14 protein-coding genes are annotated in these 16,638 nt (G+C 40.1%); 6 read left to right on the forward strand and 8 right to left on the reverse strand.

What is annotated here, in order from left to right; translation table 11 throughout:
* Position 1: 1 nt before the first annotated feature.
* Positions 2–424 (reverse strand): PaaI family thioesterase, encoded by a 423-nt coding sequence (locus tag C7972_RS06245; protein WP_110355359.1) that lies wholly within the window; start codon positions 422–424, stop codon positions 2–4.
* A 72-nt stretch (positions 425–496) separates the two neighbouring features.
* Here C7972_RS06245 and C7972_RS06250 point away from each other — a divergent pair, with 72 nt between their 5' ends.
* Both C7972_RS06250 and C7972_RS06255 read left to right on the forward strand, forming a co-directional pair.
* Positions 497–934, forward strand: coding sequence for an alpha/beta hydrolase (locus tag C7972_RS06250; protein WP_309148914.1), 438 nt, complete (start codon positions 497–499; stop codon positions 932–934).
* Between the two features lie 206 nt (positions 935–1,140).
* Positions 1,141–1,689: a GNAT family N-acetyltransferase gene (locus C7972_RS06255; protein WP_110355360.1), complete on the forward strand. Its 549-nt coding sequence runs from the start codon at positions 1,141–1,143 to the stop codon at positions 1,687–1,689.
* A 58-nt stretch (positions 1,690–1,747) separates the two neighbouring features.
* On the opposite strand, the gene C7972_RS06260 is transcribed toward C7972_RS06255, so the two are convergent.
* The 3 genes from C7972_RS06260 to C7972_RS06270 all read right to left on the reverse strand — a co-directional run bounded on the left by C7972_RS06260 (position 1,748) and on the right by C7972_RS06270 (position 3,964).
* Positions 1,748–2,695 (reverse strand): hypothetical protein, encoded by a 948-nt coding sequence (locus C7972_RS06260; RefSeq protein WP_110355361.1) that lies wholly within the window; start codon positions 2,693–2,695, stop codon positions 1,748–1,750.
* Between the two features lie 319 nt (positions 2,696–3,014).
* Positions 3,015–3,425, reverse strand: coding sequence for an iron chaperone (locus tag C7972_RS06265; protein ID WP_110355362.1), 411 nt, complete (start codon positions 3,423–3,425; stop codon positions 3,015–3,017).
* Between the two features lie 110 nt (positions 3,426–3,535).
* Positions 3,536–3,964 carry a VOC family protein gene (locus tag C7972_RS06270; protein ID WP_110355363.1) on the reverse strand — a complete coding sequence of 143 codons (429 nt, stop codon included), beginning with the start codon at positions 3,962–3,964 and terminating at the stop codon, positions 3,536–3,538.
* Positions 3,965–4,756: 792 nt separating this feature from the next.
* Here C7972_RS06270 and C7972_RS06275 point away from each other — a divergent pair.
* From C7972_RS06275 to C7972_RS06290, 4 genes are all read left to right on the forward strand, one after another.
* On the forward strand, positions 4,757–5,461 hold the full coding sequence (locus C7972_RS06275; protein WP_110355505.1) for a LytTR family DNA-binding domain-containing protein: 705 nt from the start codon (positions 4,757–4,759) through the stop codon (positions 5,459–5,461).
* 65 nt (positions 5,462–5,526) lie between these two features.
* Positions 5,527–5,925: a hypothetical protein gene (locus tag C7972_RS06280; protein ID WP_110355364.1), complete on the forward strand. Its 399-nt coding sequence runs from the start codon at positions 5,527–5,529 to the stop codon at positions 5,923–5,925.
* A gap of 72 nt (positions 5,926–5,997) precedes the next feature.
* On the forward strand, positions 5,998–10,335 hold the full coding sequence (locus C7972_RS06285; protein ID WP_110355365.1) for a CusA/CzcA family heavy metal efflux RND transporter: 4,338 nt from the start codon (positions 5,998–6,000) through the stop codon (positions 10,333–10,335).
* 10 nt (positions 10,336–10,345) lie between these two features.
* On the forward strand, positions 10,346–11,515 hold the full coding sequence (locus C7972_RS06290) for an efflux RND transporter periplasmic adaptor subunit (protein WP_110355366.1): 1,170 nt from the start codon (positions 10,346–10,348) through the stop codon (positions 11,513–11,515).
* Positions 11,516–11,593: 78 nt separating this feature from the next.
* On the opposite strand, the gene C7972_RS06295 is transcribed toward C7972_RS06290, so the two are convergent.
* The 4 genes from C7972_RS06295 to C7972_RS06310 all read right to left on the reverse strand — a co-directional run bounded on the left by C7972_RS06295 (position 11,594) and on the right by C7972_RS06310 (position 16,454).
* Complete coding sequence (locus C7972_RS06295; protein WP_110355367.1) at positions 11,594–12,844, reverse strand: FAD-binding oxidoreductase; 1,251 nt, start codon at positions 12,842–12,844, stop codon at positions 11,594–11,596.
* Between the two features lies 1 nt (position 12,845).
* Positions 12,846–13,853 carry a 4-hydroxyproline epimerase gene (locus C7972_RS06300; protein ID WP_110355368.1) on the reverse strand — a complete coding sequence of 336 codons (1,008 nt, stop codon included), beginning with the start codon at positions 13,851–13,853 and terminating at the stop codon, positions 12,846–12,848.
* A 4-nt stretch (positions 13,854–13,857) separates the two neighbouring features.
* On the reverse strand, positions 13,858–15,441 hold the full coding sequence (locus C7972_RS06305; RefSeq protein ID WP_110355369.1) for an aldehyde dehydrogenase (NADP(+)): 1,584 nt from the start codon (positions 15,439–15,441) through the stop codon (positions 13,858–13,860).
* 92 nt (positions 15,442–15,533) lie between these two features.
* Positions 15,534–16,454: a dihydrodipicolinate synthase family protein gene (locus C7972_RS06310; RefSeq protein WP_110355370.1), complete on the reverse strand. Its 921-nt coding sequence runs from the start codon at positions 16,452–16,454 to the stop codon at positions 15,534–15,536.
* Positions 16,455–16,638 lie beyond the last annotated feature (184 nt).

Here is a 16,638-nt window from a genome sequence, read left to right on the forward strand (position 1 = left end):
ACTATTTTTTTGATAAGGCAATGGTGGTAAGTTTGCAGATCGAAATTAGCTTACCGTCTTTATCCGTTACTTTGATATCCCAGATTTGTGTAGTACGTCCTTTATGTACCACCTCTGCCCTGGCGTAAACATCACCTTCCTTGATACTCTTGACATGATTGGCCGAAATTTCCAATCCACGAACAAAAAATTCTTTGGTATCCAAAAATATATGGGAAGCCATACTTCCTACACTTTCGGCCAAGGCTACCGTTGCCCCACCGTGTAATACTCCGTCTGGTTGATGAACCTGGGAAGTAACTGGCATTTTCGCCACCAAATAATTCTCTCCCACATCTATGTATTCTATCTTCAAGGTTTCCATTAGGGTAGCCTTGTTGGACTCATTACAAATTTTCAGAATTTTTTCTTTGTATTCGTTCATGAATTATTTTTTTGTAAAATTAAGCATTAGAAATTCAACAATTGCGTTACTTTATCCCTTATCCCAAAATTTATGTCATCAGAGGAAAAACAAATTTCATACACAACGGCCAATACCTACAGTACCATGAATACCTTAAATGAAAAGACAAGGAACGTGTGGATCGTATTTCACGGTATTGGGTTTTTGAGCAGGTATTTTATTAAATATTTTAGTGAACTGCCCAAAGAAGAAAATTATATAATAGCCCCACAAGCTCCCTCAAAGTATTATTTGAACACGGATTTCAAGCATGTTGGGGCTAGTTGGCTTACGAAGGAAAACACGGCCTTGGAAACGACAAATGTTCTGAACTATATGGATAAGCTCTTTGCCACGGAAAAAATTCCCGCCCATTGCCGACTATTGGTATTGGGGTTTTCCCAAGGGGTATCCATAGCTACCCGTTGGACTGCGAAACGCAAAATAGAACTGGATCAATTAATATTATATGCAGGACGAATTCCATAGGAACTCACTCCAGAGGATTTTAAATTCTTACATACCGGAAATGCCAGGATAAAATTGGTAGTGGGCAACCAAGATCAATTTATAACCAAAGCCCGTCTTGAAAATGAGAAGGAAAAAATGGATTCCCTATTCAATGGAAAAGCCGAATTGATTAAATTTGAAGGCGGACATGAAATAAACAAGGAAGTTTTAATCAACCTAATTAAATGAAAAATGCCACTCCGATCCTGGAAAACGATTTTGTGAAACTGTCGCCACTCTCTTTGGGCAACTACCATTATTTACTTCCTATTGCCGGTCAGAAAAAGCTTGTTCAGTATTCTCCTTCCGATATTGAGACTTCCGAAGCTCTAAAAAATTACGTTGAACAAGCTTTGGAAAAAGAAAGGAGTTTTTTGGCAATGCCTTTCATCATATATGACAAAAAAAATGAAAAGTACGCAGGAAGTACCCGATTTATGAATATCGACCGGAAAAATAAGGTTCTTGAAATAGGTGCTACCTGGATTGGAAGGGAATTTCAAGGCACTGGGCTCAATGGTCAGGCAAAACTTCTCATGATCAATTATGTGTTTAATGAAATGTTGTTCGAAAAGGTTGAATTTAGAATCGACGAGCGCAATGTTCGTTCCCGAAGGGCAGTGGAGAAATTGGGGGCGAAATTGGAGGGTATTTTGCGCAAAAATGTTTACCTGCTGGATGGGTTTAAAAGAAATACCTGTTGTTATGGTATTTTAAAGGAGGAATGGGGCTAATGCTTTGAAGCATCTTCAAAGCGGGGTAAATCCATACTTTTGTAATTAAAAAAAAGATTTAGGATTTGACTTCCTCTATAGGTTCCTTTTCGTAATATTTGATTTTTCTGGTTTTATAAGTGTTGTCCGGGGTAATGATCTGTTTGATCCAGTTGCCCGATTCGTGGCTATCATATTGGTAGATAAATTCTTGGACTTTTACAGATTTACCAACTAGGGTCTTTAGTGAAGTTAGCATACCCTTGTCATTGTACGTGTAAATAAAACTCTCGGTAGGAATAAATGTTTTTTGGCCCTCGTTGTAGACGAACTTTTTTTCGGAAACTAATTTATTGGAATTGTCATAGGTTTGTTCCAGGGCCTTTTGAGGTAAGCCTTCCAAAAATTCCTTGGTCAGAATCATTTTGTGGACCGTATTGTCTTTTCCTTTTACCTTGGAGGTTCTTATTGATTTGAATATAATATCGTTCAAATAATAAGTAACGGTAAACTCTCCTTTATAAACTTCATATTTCAGGGCAGTTTCATCAATACCGCTGTCATTGATTCGCTTTATGGTAGAAAGCTTGCCATCCTCCCCATAGCTATATTCGTATTGCTCTAAGAATTCCTTGTTATATGAAATTATTTTTTCCGTAATCTTTTTCCCTTCAGTGGTATCCAATTCATAAAAATTGGCAATGGAGGTATTCTTTACAAAAACGCCATCCCTATAATTTTCCAGCCGTTTTTCCAATAGTGCAGATCCATCCAGCTTGTAAATTGTTATGTCGTAATCCGTATCATTATAACGCGTAACTGCCTTTGTAAGAAGGCCATCTTCGTTGAAGGCATATTCCTCTTTTCCATAGTCGGTCGAAACCAAGCAGGATTTAACGGGGCCGTTTAAATCAAAATCTTCCACAGAAAACACTTTTATTTCTTGAGCGGACGTACCTAGAGGGAAGGCAATACCCAGAACAAGGGCAATACGCAAAAGAATATGGATCAAGTAGTTTTTCATCATATGCCAAAATTAGTCTTTAATAAGTCATAATAAAAGCAAAAAAGAAGATAACAATAGCATAGTATTGGGCTTTTGGCCATAATGGACCTATGATATAGTATGGTTTCATTTAATTTTGGTAACCACTAAGTTAGTAAATTGGGAATTTACGTAGAAATTGAAGTCGGTTGTAATTTTGTCCCCAATCATAATAATATAATCAAGACCCATGTTATAACGGTCTGCCAGCTGTTGGCATTCTATCCAAGACCTAATTTTTATTGGCACCGCCAAAGGGTATAATACCCCGAGACTTGCCTCGAAAATTAAAGTTCGTTTCCTACAAATGCCTCGCGGGCTTGCCCCGAGGTAGTTTACTCTGATGTTTTACAAGGTTTTCCTTTGCTCTAAATTTTACGATTTTGGTAATTAAAGGCAAAGGCAAGGGGTGGTCCAATGGAAATTGAACGGAGCCCTTCCCTTGTTTGTAGGGCGCCAATTCTTTTTCAAACTCTTTATGGCCCGTAGGTGTGGCATAGAATCCGATATGTTTTTTGTGGGCAGCAAAGTACACCAACATACCATGGTATTTATAGGCTGGCATTTTGTAACTTATCAATTCTTCCGCCTCGGGCGCTGCCCTTAGTATGGTATTTCGCAATTTTTCCAAAACCTCCTGCATTTTTGTCGGACAATTGGCAATGTATGTTGAAACATCTTCTACAGTGTTTTTTGAGGTGATCTTGGACATAATGGTTTATTTAGAATTAAAAGTCAATATAATTCCATTAAATTTTTGATTTTTAAACACTTGTATGTTGTGTGTTTAATTTAAGATCCAAAGATTATGCGAAGCATAACTTACATTGATTGGTCTTCGTTGAAGCTGATCATCCATCGAATACCGAACTTGTCAACGAAGCTGCCAAAATAATCGCCCCAGAACATATCATCCATATCCATTTCAACATTACCTCCTTTGGAAAGTCCCTTGAACAATCGATCTGCTTCCTCTCTACTTTCTGTAGTCAACATGATATAGGTTTGGCTGCCTGCTTGTAAAACCTGTCCGGCCGAAGGCATAATATCCGAAGCCATTAAAACAGTGTCCTTTGCAATTTGTAGGGAAATGTGCATGGTAAGGTTTTGTTCTTGCTCGGAGAGTTTATCACTTTCAGGGATTTCAGACATTTTCATATTGGCCAAAAACTCGCCTCCAAAGACCGATTTATAGAAATTAAACGCTTCCTCTGCCTGCCCGGCAAAATTTAAATAAGGATGTACTTTCATTACAATTAGGTTTTAGTTGAGAATAATTCTCTTTCGAGTTACATAGTTTGGGTACATATTTGAAACATGGATTTGGGGGATGATTTTATAAAGATAATTCAATTTAGATAATTCCGGGAAGTGAATTGTGACCATTGGGAAGATTGGGCCAGGAATATTTATTAGTGAAACTCAATTTTGAGAAGTCAGTAAGACTCACTTAAAATTGCAAGTTGAACTAATCCCGCTTTTTCGGCGTGATCTAGGTTCAATACCTCTACCCTAGGGTCGATTCCTATTATTGGGTTCGGGGCCTGCCTTTGTCGGCAGACAGGCCTGCCTTTGTCGGCAGACAGGATTGCCCTGAGGTTTAATACCTTTTATTTGCCCTTGACAGTGCTATATTTGTTAATGGAAAAATGAAAATTTCCAAACTATTGTCAAGAGGACTACACTAATCGTAGTTGATTGAAATACGATAGGTTGGCCACCTTCCAGGTAATATAAAATGTCTGGTTTTTAGGAGGTGCATTTCATTTGTTGAACCACAAAACCCATTTTTTTTGTCGACATTTTCAGGTACTAAATTGCGTCAACCCTTATTGCATAAGGGTTCGGCGATTTATAATAATTTAGAATTAATTTTAGTATAACATACTGTATATTTGTTTCTTATAAAATGCCAAACACTAACCCTGGGCATTAAAGTTGATGGTATTCCTGTGGCCAATGGTAGCGGGAAATTTGGGCTGTTCCCAAACTTTGGTCTTGCTCAACTTTAATACCTTATGGTGGCTTGTTCAAATTTCGACCATGAAAAACACTAAATTAAAATGCATTTTAATAGACGACTCCACCTTACAGCGACGTGCAGTGGCCAAGGTTATAAAGGAACATTCCAAGCTGGATCTTATAAATGAATACGATAATGGTTTGGATGCCAAAAACGACATTGGAAGCAGTATTGTGGATTTAATTTTTTTGGATATTGAAATGCCGGGCTTTAACGGGTTTGAGTTCTTGGAATCCATGGAGCATAAACCTCAGGTTATCCTTGTTTCCGGTAACCCGAACTATGCAATGAAGGCCTTTGATTATGATGTAACCGATTATTTACAGAAACCATTGGATAAAAAGCGCTTCGATGTCTCCATTAGAAAGGCGATCAACAAGTATGAACTTCAAAATGCAGAGGAGGTAGTGCTAGAGTACATATATGTAAATAGTAATCTAAAGAAAACAAAATTAGTCCTGAACGAGATTTTATGGATAGAGGCTTATGGAGATTATGTAAAAGTTATCTCAAATGGAAAAAAGACTTTAGTACTTTCTACCATGAAGGCATTTGCCAAACAATTGCCCAAGGATAAATTTTTGAGAATCCATAAGTCCTATACCGTTAATCTGGAAAAAATTGAAAATTTCAACGGTTCCACGGTAGAGATAAACGAACAGGTCATTCCTTTAAGTAGGCATAAAAAAGAGGCCTTGATCAAGGCCTTGGTGGTAATTGAATAGAACACCCGAAAAGTAAGGCAGAGCCCATATCGGGAAAGCTATTTTTTTATATCTTTACTGTATAAATGAGCAAAATATTTTCCATAACCCTGTCTCTACTATTGTTGTTCCAAAGTTTTAACTTGGACATGGTTGATGTTGCCCAGTTGGATGATTTCTTGGCCCATGCCCAGTTCCATAAACAAAAATACGGTGACAATTTGTTGGTTTTTATCTCAAAACATTATGGGGAACTTAAAACCCAGCATAATTTGGAACATAAGGAAGAACATGAGGATCACGAAGATTTGCCCTTTAATCATCAAACCTGTTCCCATTTCTCCATTGCCTTTGTAATGTGCGGCGCTGATTTCGCGGTTCCCAAAACGCCTCAGGTGGCAGATACCACTTCAAACTTTTTTTATCAAGAATCGTATCGCCAAATAGAAAATTCCGACATTTTTCAACCCCCCAAGACTGCATAATTCATTACTGATTTAAATCATTATTTAACAAGTTGTTTTTCAATAGCTTGTAATCTTTATTATCTATGAATTATGTTATCCAATATTATACTATTCAGTGTAAAGAACAAATTGATTGTTTTTTTACTAACAATATCCATTATAGGTTTTGGATTGTATTCCTTGACCCAAATACCCATTGGGGCCGTACCCGATGTAACCAATAATCAGGTACAGGTAATAACCACTTCCCAAAATTTGTCCACCCAGGATATGGAGCAATTCATAACCTATCCGGTGGAATTGGAAATGGCCAACCTACCTGGCGTTATTGAAATTCGTTCGGTGTCAAAATTCGGACTGTCGGTGGTCACCATTGTCTTTGAGGATAAGATGGGGACTTTTTTGCCACGGCAGTTAATTTCCGAAAAATTAATATCGGCTTCCGAGAAAATACCCGAAGGTTTTGGTACTCCCCAAATGGGCCCGATCACCACTGGTCTTGGCGAAATTTATCAGTACATTCTGGATACCAAGCCGGGGTATAGGGACAAGTATTCCGCTATGGACCTTCGTACCATCCAAGATTGGGTGGTTAAGAGACAGCTGTCTGGAATTCCAGGGGTTGTGGAAGTAAATACCTGGGGTGGCTATTTAAAACAATATGAAGTGGCCATAAATACCCAAAAGCTGCACGCTATGAATATAACCATTGCCGATATATTTACGGCCTTGGAGAAAAATAATAGTGTTTCGGGCGGTGGCTACATCGAAAAAGTAAACCAGGCCTACTTTATTCGGGGAGAAGGACTTATTTCCTCGCTGGGGGATATTGAAAACATTGTGGTTAAATCCACCAACAACCTTCCCATTTATATTAAGGATGTAGCACAAGTTGGTTACGGAAGTGCCACGCGTTTTGGGGCCATCACTGGAAATGGCGAAGGGGAAAAGGTTTTGGGACAGGTAATGATGCTCAAGGATGCCAATTCCAAAAAGGTTATTGAAGCGGTTCATGAGCGCATAGATGCAATTTCCAAAACCTTGCCTGAAGGTGTTTTCATCAATGGATTTTTGGAACGTAGCGAGCTTATAGGCAAAACAACTTTCACCGTAGCGGAGAATTTGATCTTGGGCTGTTTGATCGTTATTTTCGTCGTTGTCTTGTTGCTGGGGAATCTTCGTTCGGGTTTGGTCGTAGCTTCCGTAATTCCACTTTGTTTGTTATTTGCCCTTTCCTTAATGTACATTTTTGGGGTAGATGCCAATCTCATGAGCCTTGGGGCCATAGATTTTGGGATCATTATAGATGGCGCGGTTATTATTGTTGAGTTCATAGCCTTTCAAATAACCGCTAAAAAGAGTGAATTGCAACTGCTCGGCGCTAAGGCCCAACAGACTTTAAAAAATGAAATAACCATTAAGGGCGCTTCCAAAATGATGAACTCGGCCATCTTTGGACAACTGATCATATTAATCGTATTTATTCCCATTTTGTCCTTAAGTGGTGTAGAAGGAAAGATGTTCAAGCCTATGGCACTAACCTTTAGTTTTGCTTTAATAGGTGCAATGATCCTGTGTTTTACCTATGTGCCTGTAGCAGCTTCAATATTTATTAAACCCTCTACCGCGTCCCCAAGAAACATTTCGGTACGCCTTATGGATTTTCTAAATAGATCCTACGATCCCATTATTCGTTGGGCCCTTAAAAAGAAAAAAATGGTGTTGGCCATTTCTGTCTTGCTATTGGGGGGGTCCATATATTTATTTACCACTATGGGAGGGGAATTTGTTCCCACCCTGGACGAGGGGGACTTTGTTATACAACCTGTTTTGAAGACCGGGACATCCTTGAGCGAAACGGTTAAAATTACCACCAAGATAGAACGGATACTATTGGATAATTTTCCAGAGGTAAAACAGGTGGTTACCAGAATTGGTGCGGCCGAAGTGCCCACGGACCCTATGTCTATGGAGGAGAGTGATGTTATTATCATCCTTAAGCCCAAAAAGGAATGGGTTTCTGCAGAAAGTAAGGATGAACTGGCCGATAAGTTTAAGGAGGCCTTGGCCGTAATCCCGGGAATGGAGGTGGAATTCACCCAGCCCATTGAAATGCGCTTTAATGAACTAATAACGGGAGTGCGTGCAGATATCGCCATTAAAGTTTTCGGCGAAGATTTGGAGATCCTTAATAAGAAAGGGAATGAAATAAAAAATTTGGTCAAGAATGTTGATGGGGCCGCGGACATAACGGTAGAGAAAATTGCAGGACTTCCGCAAATGAACGTAAAATTTGACCGCGCCAAGATAGCTAGGTACGGTCTTAATATTGCCGATTTAAACAGTATTATTTCCATGGGGTTTGCAGGTGCCAATCTGGGGAGTGTCTTTGAAGGGGAAAAACGATTTGATCTTACCCTAAGGCTGGATCAAAAAAGTAGACAGGACATTACCAATTTAAAGAATTTGTATGTGGACACCCCCTTAGCGGGTAAAATTCCCTTAGGGGAGTTGGCCCAGATATCCTACACCACCGGAGCGGCCAAAATTTCCAGGGACGATACCAAACGTCGGATCGTTGTGGGTATCAATGTGAGGAATAGGGACCTTCAGTCTGTAGTGGACGACGTTCAAAGGCTCATCGAGGAAAATGTAAAACTTCCTATAGGTTACACCATCACCTATGGAGGGCAGTTCGAGAATCTACAAAGTGCCAAGGATCGTTTAAAAATTGCCGTACCAGTGGCGTTGGTCCTCATTCTAATATTGCTCTATTTTGCGTTTAAATCTATAAGGGAAGCATTGATTATTTACTCGGCCATTCCTTTGGCAGCTGTAGGTGGTATACTCCTTTTATTTGTAAGGAACATGCCATTTAGTATTTCTGCGGGAGTTGGCTTCATCGCCCTTTTCGGAATTGCTGTCCTTAATGGGATTGTATTGATAGAACATTTTAAAGAACTTAAACACCAAGGTATGGAAGATTCTGATGAGTTGATTATCCAAGGCTCCAAAGATAGATTGAGGGCGGTTTTGCTTACTGCATCCGCTGCAGCACTTGGTTTCCTTCCAATGGCTATTTCCACCAACGTTGGGGCAGAGGTGCAAAGACCACTTGCCACCGTGGTTATTGGAGGGCTTATTACCGCAACCATTCTAACATTGGTAGTACTGCCTATCCTCTACTCTATTTTTCATTTAAACGATGAACACAAGGAGTTACAAATTAAAGGCAGCTCAAAGATACTGGGAATTATTATACTGTTTATGGTGTCTGCCACATCGGTTCAAGCACAGGAGGAAGGACTTAATTTTGAGGAAATACGTGCAATGGCACTCAAGGGGAATTCTGGTCTAAAAGCATCTAAATTAAAAGTAGATGAATCCAAGGCACTGATAGCAAGTGCCTACAACTTTGACAAGACAGAGTTCTATTATCATTACGACCAAAATAACTTAGCCTTTAACGACAAACCATTGAAGGTATTCGGTGTACAGCAAAATTTCCTTTTCCCAACCGTATATTTTGCTGCCAAAGGAGTAAATAAAGCCAATTATCTTATAGAAAGTAGTAATTATGAGCTGAAAAGGCAAATTCTGGAACAGGAATTGGCGTCTAGCTATCATGAACTGCAATATGCCAGACAAAAGGAAAAGACCTATAGTGAATTGAATCGGATGTATGAACGCTTTTCCTACTCCGCACAAAGAAAGTTTGAATTGGGGGAGAGTAATTATTTGGAAAAAATAACGGCCCAGGCCAAGCAAAGGGAACTTCGGACACTTTATGAAAAAGCCATTGAAGATGTTAAGCTTGCCTATAATCAGTTGATTAAAGTGGTACAACCAGATTCTACCTTGTTGGTCAATACCCTGCCTATGGAAAAACTGCAGTTAAAGGATATCATTATCGAGGAAAATGTTGGTATGGCCTACTTTGAAAACAGAAGTAAAATGTTCGTAGCCAAAAGTAATCTTGAACAACAGCATTTATTGCCCGATCTGAACTTCAATTATTTCCAGGGCACCAATTCCAATTTGGGAGAGAATCTCCAAGGTTTTCAATTGGGTATCAAAATTCCATTATTTTTTAGTGGTAACGCCTCAAAAATAAAGGCCGCCAAAATAGCCAAGGATATTTCCCAAGCCGAAGCACAGGATTACCGGGTACAGCTTAGGGTCAAGTACGATTCACTAATGGGACAGTTAAAAAAGTATCAAGAGGTACTGTCCTACTATGAGACCGAAGGTCAGGGTCTTGCCGATGAAATTATTAAAACTGCTACCTTAAGTTATCAAAGTGGGGAAATTGACTTCTTCCAATATATCCAAAGTATGGAAAATGGCTATAATATAACCCTTGCCTATCTGGAAAATTTAAATGCCTATAATCAAACGGTCATTGCAATTAATTTCATAAACCTATAAAATAAAGACTATGTCACGTATACTATATATTTCGCTTTTATCCATCCTTTTGTTCAATGTTATGGGCTGTGGGGATTTTAGTAATAAAGATAATGACCAAGGCATTGCGGAGGAAAGTGCCGATAATGCAAATACCATAAAGGTTACAAGAGCTCAATTTGAAGGAGAAGAAATGGCGTTAGGGAGTCTTAGCCAGCAAAATTTTCCGGTGGTGGTGGAGGTTACGGGTACTATAGATGTCCCACCTCAAAACAAGGCAATAGTTAGTGCCTTTTCTGGCGGATATATAAAAAGGACTCCCCTTTTAATAGGTAATAAAGTAAAAAAGGGGCAACCCTTGCTGAGCCTGGAAAATCCGGAATTCGTTCAAATACAACAGGAATATCAGGAAAGCTTTGAACAGCTAAGCTACCTTAAATCGGAATATGAAAGACAAAAAAGTTTGGTTGCCGAGCAAATAACCTCAGAAAAGAATTTTTTAAAGGCGGAGAGCGAATATAAACGCACTCTTGCCAGGTATAACGGTTTGGGACAAAAGCTTAAAATGCTAAATATCTCTCCAGGAAATGTGGAAAAAGGAATAATTGTATCCGAAGTAACCATCTTCGCCCCTATTGATGGCAGTATCACCAAAGTAAATGTTAGTAAGGGTATGTATGTGTCCCCTTCGGATGAAATAATGGAGATCATAAATACGGACCATATTCATTTGGAATTATCCGTGTTTGAAAAGGATGTTATGAAAATCAAAAAAAATCAAAAAATTCGCTTTAGGATTTCAGAGGCCTCACAAGAATATTTCGAGGCGGAGGTATATTTGGTCGGTACTTCTATTGATACTGATAGTAGAACCGTGAAAATACATGGCCATTTACATGATGATGAAAATCACAATTTTGCTGTAGGGATGTTTGTAGAAGCTACCATTATTACCGAAAATAGGGTTATGAAGGCTTTGCCCAGTGAGAGTGTTGTTACCATGGACAACAAGCAATATGTTTTATCACTGGTTTCCGAAGACAATGAGGTAAATGTTTTTAAAACAAATCGGGTACAGACGGGTGACGGTTATAACGGTTATATAGCCATCACCGATGTTGGCGAACTTAAGGATAATGACCAGGTAATCGTTAAGGGTGGATTTAATTTGTTGGGCGAGAATGCTGGTCATGATCACTAACCATCTTGGCATACATAATAGTCGACCAGAAATGTAAAAACTGTTTAAAATACATTTCTGGTCAGCTAGTATTGTGCATTAGAACTTTCTATTTGGCGAAAAGCCATTTATGTCCATAGATGTTTTCTTGTCCGAAATTATTTCCGAGACCAGTTGTCCTGTAACCGGTCCTAGGCTCCAGCCCATCATGGCATGTCCTGTGGCAATGGTTAAATTTTTTAAGGAACTACATTTTCCAATATAGGGCAGGCCGTCTGGAGAAACTGGGCGTAGACCGCTTTTGGCATCCCCTATTTCTTTGGTGTTGATTTCTATTTCAGGATAAAACTGGGAGACAGCCTTGGCAATGGCCTCAACACGTTGTTTTTTAATAATATCGTTAATTCCCGAAAATTCCATGGTACCTGCAAAACGGGTGTATTCTGCCATTGGAGTTACCGCTACCTTGGCTTCCATTAGAATGGCGGGAATGGTAATCCTGGTAGGTCTTGCTACATTTATACTATATCCCTTTCCTGCCTGTATGGGAAGTTTAAGGTTCATTTTCTTGGATAATTTTTCACTCCAAGAGCCTGCCGCCAATACAATTTCTTCAGGTGAATACTGGGTCTTATCTGTAATTACGGTGGTTATTCGGCCATTATCTGTCACAATATCGGTAACCTCCTCATTGGTTTTTATGATTACACCGCTTCGCTTTAAATAATCCAACATTTTTTTCATGAACTCGGTCGGAGTGGTATGTCCATCGCACTCATAATGAACGGCTCCCTTAACATCCATGGTAAGGTTGGGTTGTAATTTGTTCAACGCTTTTTTGTCCAAGGAATTAACTTCCAGACCTAAATAGGAAGCCTTTTTAGCGACCTCCATTTCATGTTCTCCTTCTGCGTCGGTTTTATACAACATTAATAAGCCCTTTCTTTCCAGCTGAAAATCCCCTAAATCCCCAGTGTTTTTAATAGCAGTGAAAAGTTCCCTGCTCAATATGTTTATCTCCTTGATCAGGGGAATGGCCAGAGCTACCTTTTTCTTAGTGGAGGATTTATGGAAATACCAGGACCATTTAAAAAAATCGGTATCCCAACGGGGTTGCATATAAAATGGACTGGATGAATTGAACATCCATTTAATGCCTTTTAAAATCATCCCAGGGGAAGCAAGGGGAATAATATGGCTGGGGGTAATATATCCAGCGTTGACAAAGGAGGCTCCCGAGCTAATATCAGATTTGTCCAATAGGGTAACATTATGGCCCTCTTTATGTAAAAAGTAGGCAGAACAGAGTCCTACTATTCCCCCGCCAATAATCAATACGTTCTTTTTCATTCTATATTACTTGAAAACCGTGGGCATATGGATCATCATCATCAATAATGATATTGTTATAGCCGTAAACCTGTGCCCAACCCTTAATACTGGGGATAATGGCTTTCATTCCGGCCAAACTAGTCTCTTCTTCCACTTTCCCAACAAATTGGGAACCAATAAAACTTTCATGGATAAACTCATCTCCCACTTTTAGCTTCCCCTTGGCATGCCACTGTGCCATACGTGCAGAGGTTCCGGTACCACATGGAGATCTGTCTATAGCCTTGTCCCCATAAAAAACAGCATTCCTTGCCGTAGCTTCGGGTGATATCGTTTTCCCCGTCCACTCTATGTGGCTCACACTATTGATCGTTGGATTCTCTGGGTGGATAAATTTGTTTGGATATTTGAGGTTTATCTTCTCCCTTATCTCTTGACTGTATTGGACCAATTTTCCTGCAGAATAATCCTGGATACCCTTAAAATTCTTTTGTGGATCAATAATAGCATAATAGTTGCCGCCATATGAGACATCAAAGACGAGCTCCCCTAAATCGGAGCAATTCACAGTCAGTTCGGATGCCGCTAGGTACGATTTAACATTTGTTAATTTTACCCAATCAATTTTTTTGCCTGTTTGTTGATACTGGATATTCACCAAACCGGCAGGGGTTTCCATTCTTATTTTTCCCGGTTCCCTTGGGGTTAGCAGACCTTCTTCTATCCCGATGGTTATTGCCCCTATAGTACCGTGTCCGCACATGGGGAGACAGCCACTGGTTTCTATAAACAGAATACCAAAATCGTTTTCGGGGTCGGTGGGCGGGTAAAAAATACTTCCGCTCATCATATCATGGCCTCTTGGTTCAAACATTAAACCTTTCCGAATCCAATCGAACTCTTTAAGGAAATGCTGGCGCTTTTCGCTCATATTGTTCCCCAATAGATTTGGTCCTCCCCCGGCTACCACCCGAACGGGATTGCCACAGGTATGGGCATCCACGCAAAAAAAGGTCTTCCTGGCCATTAATCTATATTTTCTGTTTGGTATGTTCGCCGTTTACTAGCCTCATAATGTCCAAGGGATTATTGTTCCTTAAGGCTTCCGGCAATAATTCTTCCGGCCAACTTTGGAAAGACACTGGTCTTACCCATCGTTTTATTGCCGAGGTTCCAACGGAAGTGAACCTACTGTCCGTAGTGGATGGAAATGGGCCTCCATGCATCATGGATGGGCAAACTTCCACTCCTGTGGGAACCCCGTTGAAGATGATGCGTCCTACTCTATTTACCAGGGCGTTTACTACCTCCGGACTGGATTTTATCTCGGATTCCGTTCCTAGGATGGTTCCGGTTAATTGTCCCTCCAAATGCTGGATTACTGTGGCCAATTCCGATTTGTCCTGACATTGTACAACAATAGAGAAGGGGCCAAAGACCTCCCTGTGTAGCACGGGGTTCTCCAAAAAATCCTTTGCTGCAACGGTCAATACTTTTTGTTCGGCATAATTGGGATCAACCTGCCCTTTAAAGGAGGCTACTTCTTTAGTGTTGGGTTGGGAGGACAATTCCTTTTTTCCTTTTTCATAACCTTCGTGTATGTTGGGGTGCAACATACAGGTAGGATCCAATTTTTCTATTTCCTTGCCCAAGTGGGTGGTAAAACTATCCATGGCCTGTCCTTTAATGCCAATAATAAGTCCTGGATTGGTACAAAATTGGCCTGCTCCCAACATAATGGAACCCGCGTATTGGGATGCCCATTCGGACCCTTTTTCTTCCAAGGCAGATGGAAGAACCACTACGGGATTAATACTGCCCATCTCCGCAAACACAGGGATCGGCTCTTTTCTTTGTGTTGCCAATCTATATAAGGCCATACCTCCATTGGTACTCCCTGTGAAACCTATCCCTTTTACTTTGGGATGTACGGTTAATAGCTGTCCAACCTCTAAATCACTACTGTTTAGATTGGAAAATACACCATCGGGCATTCCTGTTTTTTTGGCTGCTATGGCTATAGCGGAGGCTACCAATTCTCCGGTACCGGCATGCATGGGATGACTTTTTACAATTACGGGACACCCTGCAGCAAGAGCACTGGCGGTATCTCCCCCAGCGGTGGAAAAGGCCAATGGGAAATTGCTGGCACCAAATACAACTATAGGACCTAAGGGAAGCAACATTTTTCTAATGTCCGCTTTTGGCAACGGCTCCCTGTCCGGCTGAGCGGTATCTATGGTAGCTTCTACCCATGAGCCTTCCTCCAATAAGGTGGCAAAGGCATGAAGTTGTCCCATGGTCCTACCGCGTTCGCCTTTGGCCCTGCCTTCCGGCAAACCCGACTCCTGGACATAAACTGAAATCAGTTCGTCGCCCAAGGCTTCAATTTCACTGGCTATGGCCCTTAAAAATTCTGCTTTTTTTCTGTCCGAGAAAGTGCGATATGTTTCAAATGCTATCGCAGCCTTGTCAATTGCGGCATTTACCTCTTCCTTAGAGGCCTCATGGAAAATCCATTCCGTAGGTTTATTCAATTTTGGATTGAAAGTTGAATATGTTCTACTGTTCTTGGCCGATGTATCTAGTCCAATATAGTTTTTCCCTGTAATCATTGTAAATTTAAATTTTATTTATTCGCTCTATTGAGCTTGAATTTCCTTGACTAAAGTAATACTTTTAGGAGGGTATTAAAAGTATTATTGGTTTAAACCAATTCCGATTTATAATCAGGAAGGGTCGGCCTAGTCTTCATTCCTTCTTCAATAATTCCCAACACCCTTTTTCTTTCCTCTCCCTGAAGAGGTAATCTAGGAGCTCTTACTTGTTCCGTTCCTATGCCGGTAGCCACTTCTGCCAATTTAATGTTTTGTACCAACTGGGGGTTGATATCCAGTTCTAATAAAGGTAAAAACCACCTGTAAATAGCTAGGGCTTCTTGAATTCTCCCGGTTTTTGCCAAGCTATATATAGCTACGGTTTCTGCAGGAAAAGCACAGACCAGACCAGCAACCCAGCCATCTGCACCCATTAGAACACTTTCCAATCCTAAAGTGTCAACCCCTGTAAACACCTTCAAACGGTCGCCAAATCTATTTTTAATCCGGGTAATGTTGGAGATATCCCGGGTAGATTCCTTTACGGCCTGTATGTTCGGCATGGTCAATAATTCTTCGAACATATCCAAAGTTACCTCTATTCCGTAATCTACAGGATTGTTGTATATCATTATTGGCAAATCTGTACTCATGGCCACTGCCTTAAAGTAGGTAACCGTTTCAAAGTCATTCGCCTTGTAACGCATAGGAGGAAGCATCATTAAACCGCTGGCCCCATATTTTTTAGCTTTATATGCGGCTTCAATGGCACCTTTGGTGGTTTGTTCCGCTATGTTTATGATTACTGGGATTTTATCATTGACAATTCTTACTGTCTCTTGTATTAAAATCTTTTTCTCTTCATCGGTCAAGGTACTGGCTTCCCCAAGTGTACCGCCCAGGATAATAGCACTGACCCCAGCTTCCAGCTGTGCCTGAATATTGAGTTCGAACATTTTTAGGTCTAGAGTATCCTCTTTAGTGAATTTTGTAGTAACTGCAGGCATTACGCCTTCCCAATTTATTTGCATAACAAAGATTTTTTAATGAACTACAAAATTAATACAACAATTAGCCTCTTAATAGGGGAATATTAGCCGAAATTGAGATAATATTAACTTGTTGTGGCTTCTTTTTGGAAATAACGTGTTAAAAAATAATGCGAACCTTACCCAATCCTAAACAATGGGAATTTAATCGAACTTGTTCATTTTT

The sequence above is a fragment of the Arenibacter sp. ARW7G5Y1 genome (genome assembly GCF_003201775.1).
In the GTDB taxonomy this organism is placed as follows: domain Bacteria; phylum Bacteroidota; class Bacteroidia; order Flavobacteriales; family Flavobacteriaceae; genus Arenibacter.

Bases quoted from the DNA above. Each gene is read 5' to 3' on its own strand.
- C7972_RS06300 (WP_110355368.1), bottom strand. From the start codon at position 13,853: ATGGCCAGGAAGACCTTTTTTTGCGTGGATGCCCATACCTGTGGCAAT.
- C7972_RS06310 (WP_110355370.1), bottom strand. From the start codon at position 16,454: ATGCAAATAAATTGGGAAGGCGTAATGCCTGCAGTTACTACAAAATTC.
- C7972_RS06290 (WP_110355366.1), top strand. From the start codon at position 10,346: ATGTCACGTATACTATATATTTCGCTTTTATCCATCCTTTTGTTCAAT.
- C7972_RS06265 (WP_110355362.1), bottom strand. From the start codon at position 3,425: ATGTCCAAGATCACCTCAAAAAACACTGTAGAAGATGTTTCAACATAC.
- C7972_RS06285 (WP_110355365.1), top strand. From the start codon at position 5,998: ATGTTATCCAATATTATACTATTCAGTGTAAAGAACAAATTGATTGTT.
- C7972_RS06245 (WP_110355359.1), bottom strand. From the start codon at position 424: ATGAACGAATACAAAGAAAAAATTCTGAAAATTTGTAATGAGTCCAAC.
- C7972_RS06255 (WP_110355360.1), top strand. From the start codon at position 1,141: ATGAAAAATGCCACTCCGATCCTGGAAAACGATTTTGTGAAACTGTCG.
- C7972_RS06250 (WP_309148914.1), top strand. From the start codon at position 497: ATGTCATCAGAGGAAAAACAAATTTCATACACAACGGCCAATACCTAC.
- C7972_RS06275 (WP_110355505.1), top strand. From the start codon at position 4,757: ATGAAAAACACTAAATTAAAATGCATTTTAATAGACGACTCCACCTTA.
- C7972_RS06260 (WP_110355361.1), bottom strand. From the start codon at position 2,695: ATGATGAAAAACTACTTGATCCATATTCTTTTGCGTATTGCCCTTGTT.
- C7972_RS06305 (WP_110355369.1), bottom strand. From the start codon at position 15,441: ATGATTACAGGGAAAAACTATATTGGACTAGATACATCGGCCAAGAAC.
- C7972_RS06280 (WP_110355364.1), top strand. From the start codon at position 5,527: ATGAGCAAAATATTTTCCATAACCCTGTCTCTACTATTGTTGTTCCAA.
- C7972_RS06270 (WP_110355363.1), bottom strand. From the start codon at position 3,964: ATGAAAGTACATCCTTATTTAAATTTTGCCGGGCAGGCAGAGGAAGCG.
- C7972_RS06295 (WP_110355367.1), bottom strand. From the start codon at position 12,844: ATGAAAAAGAACGTATTGATTATTGGCGGGGGAATAGTAGGACTCTGT.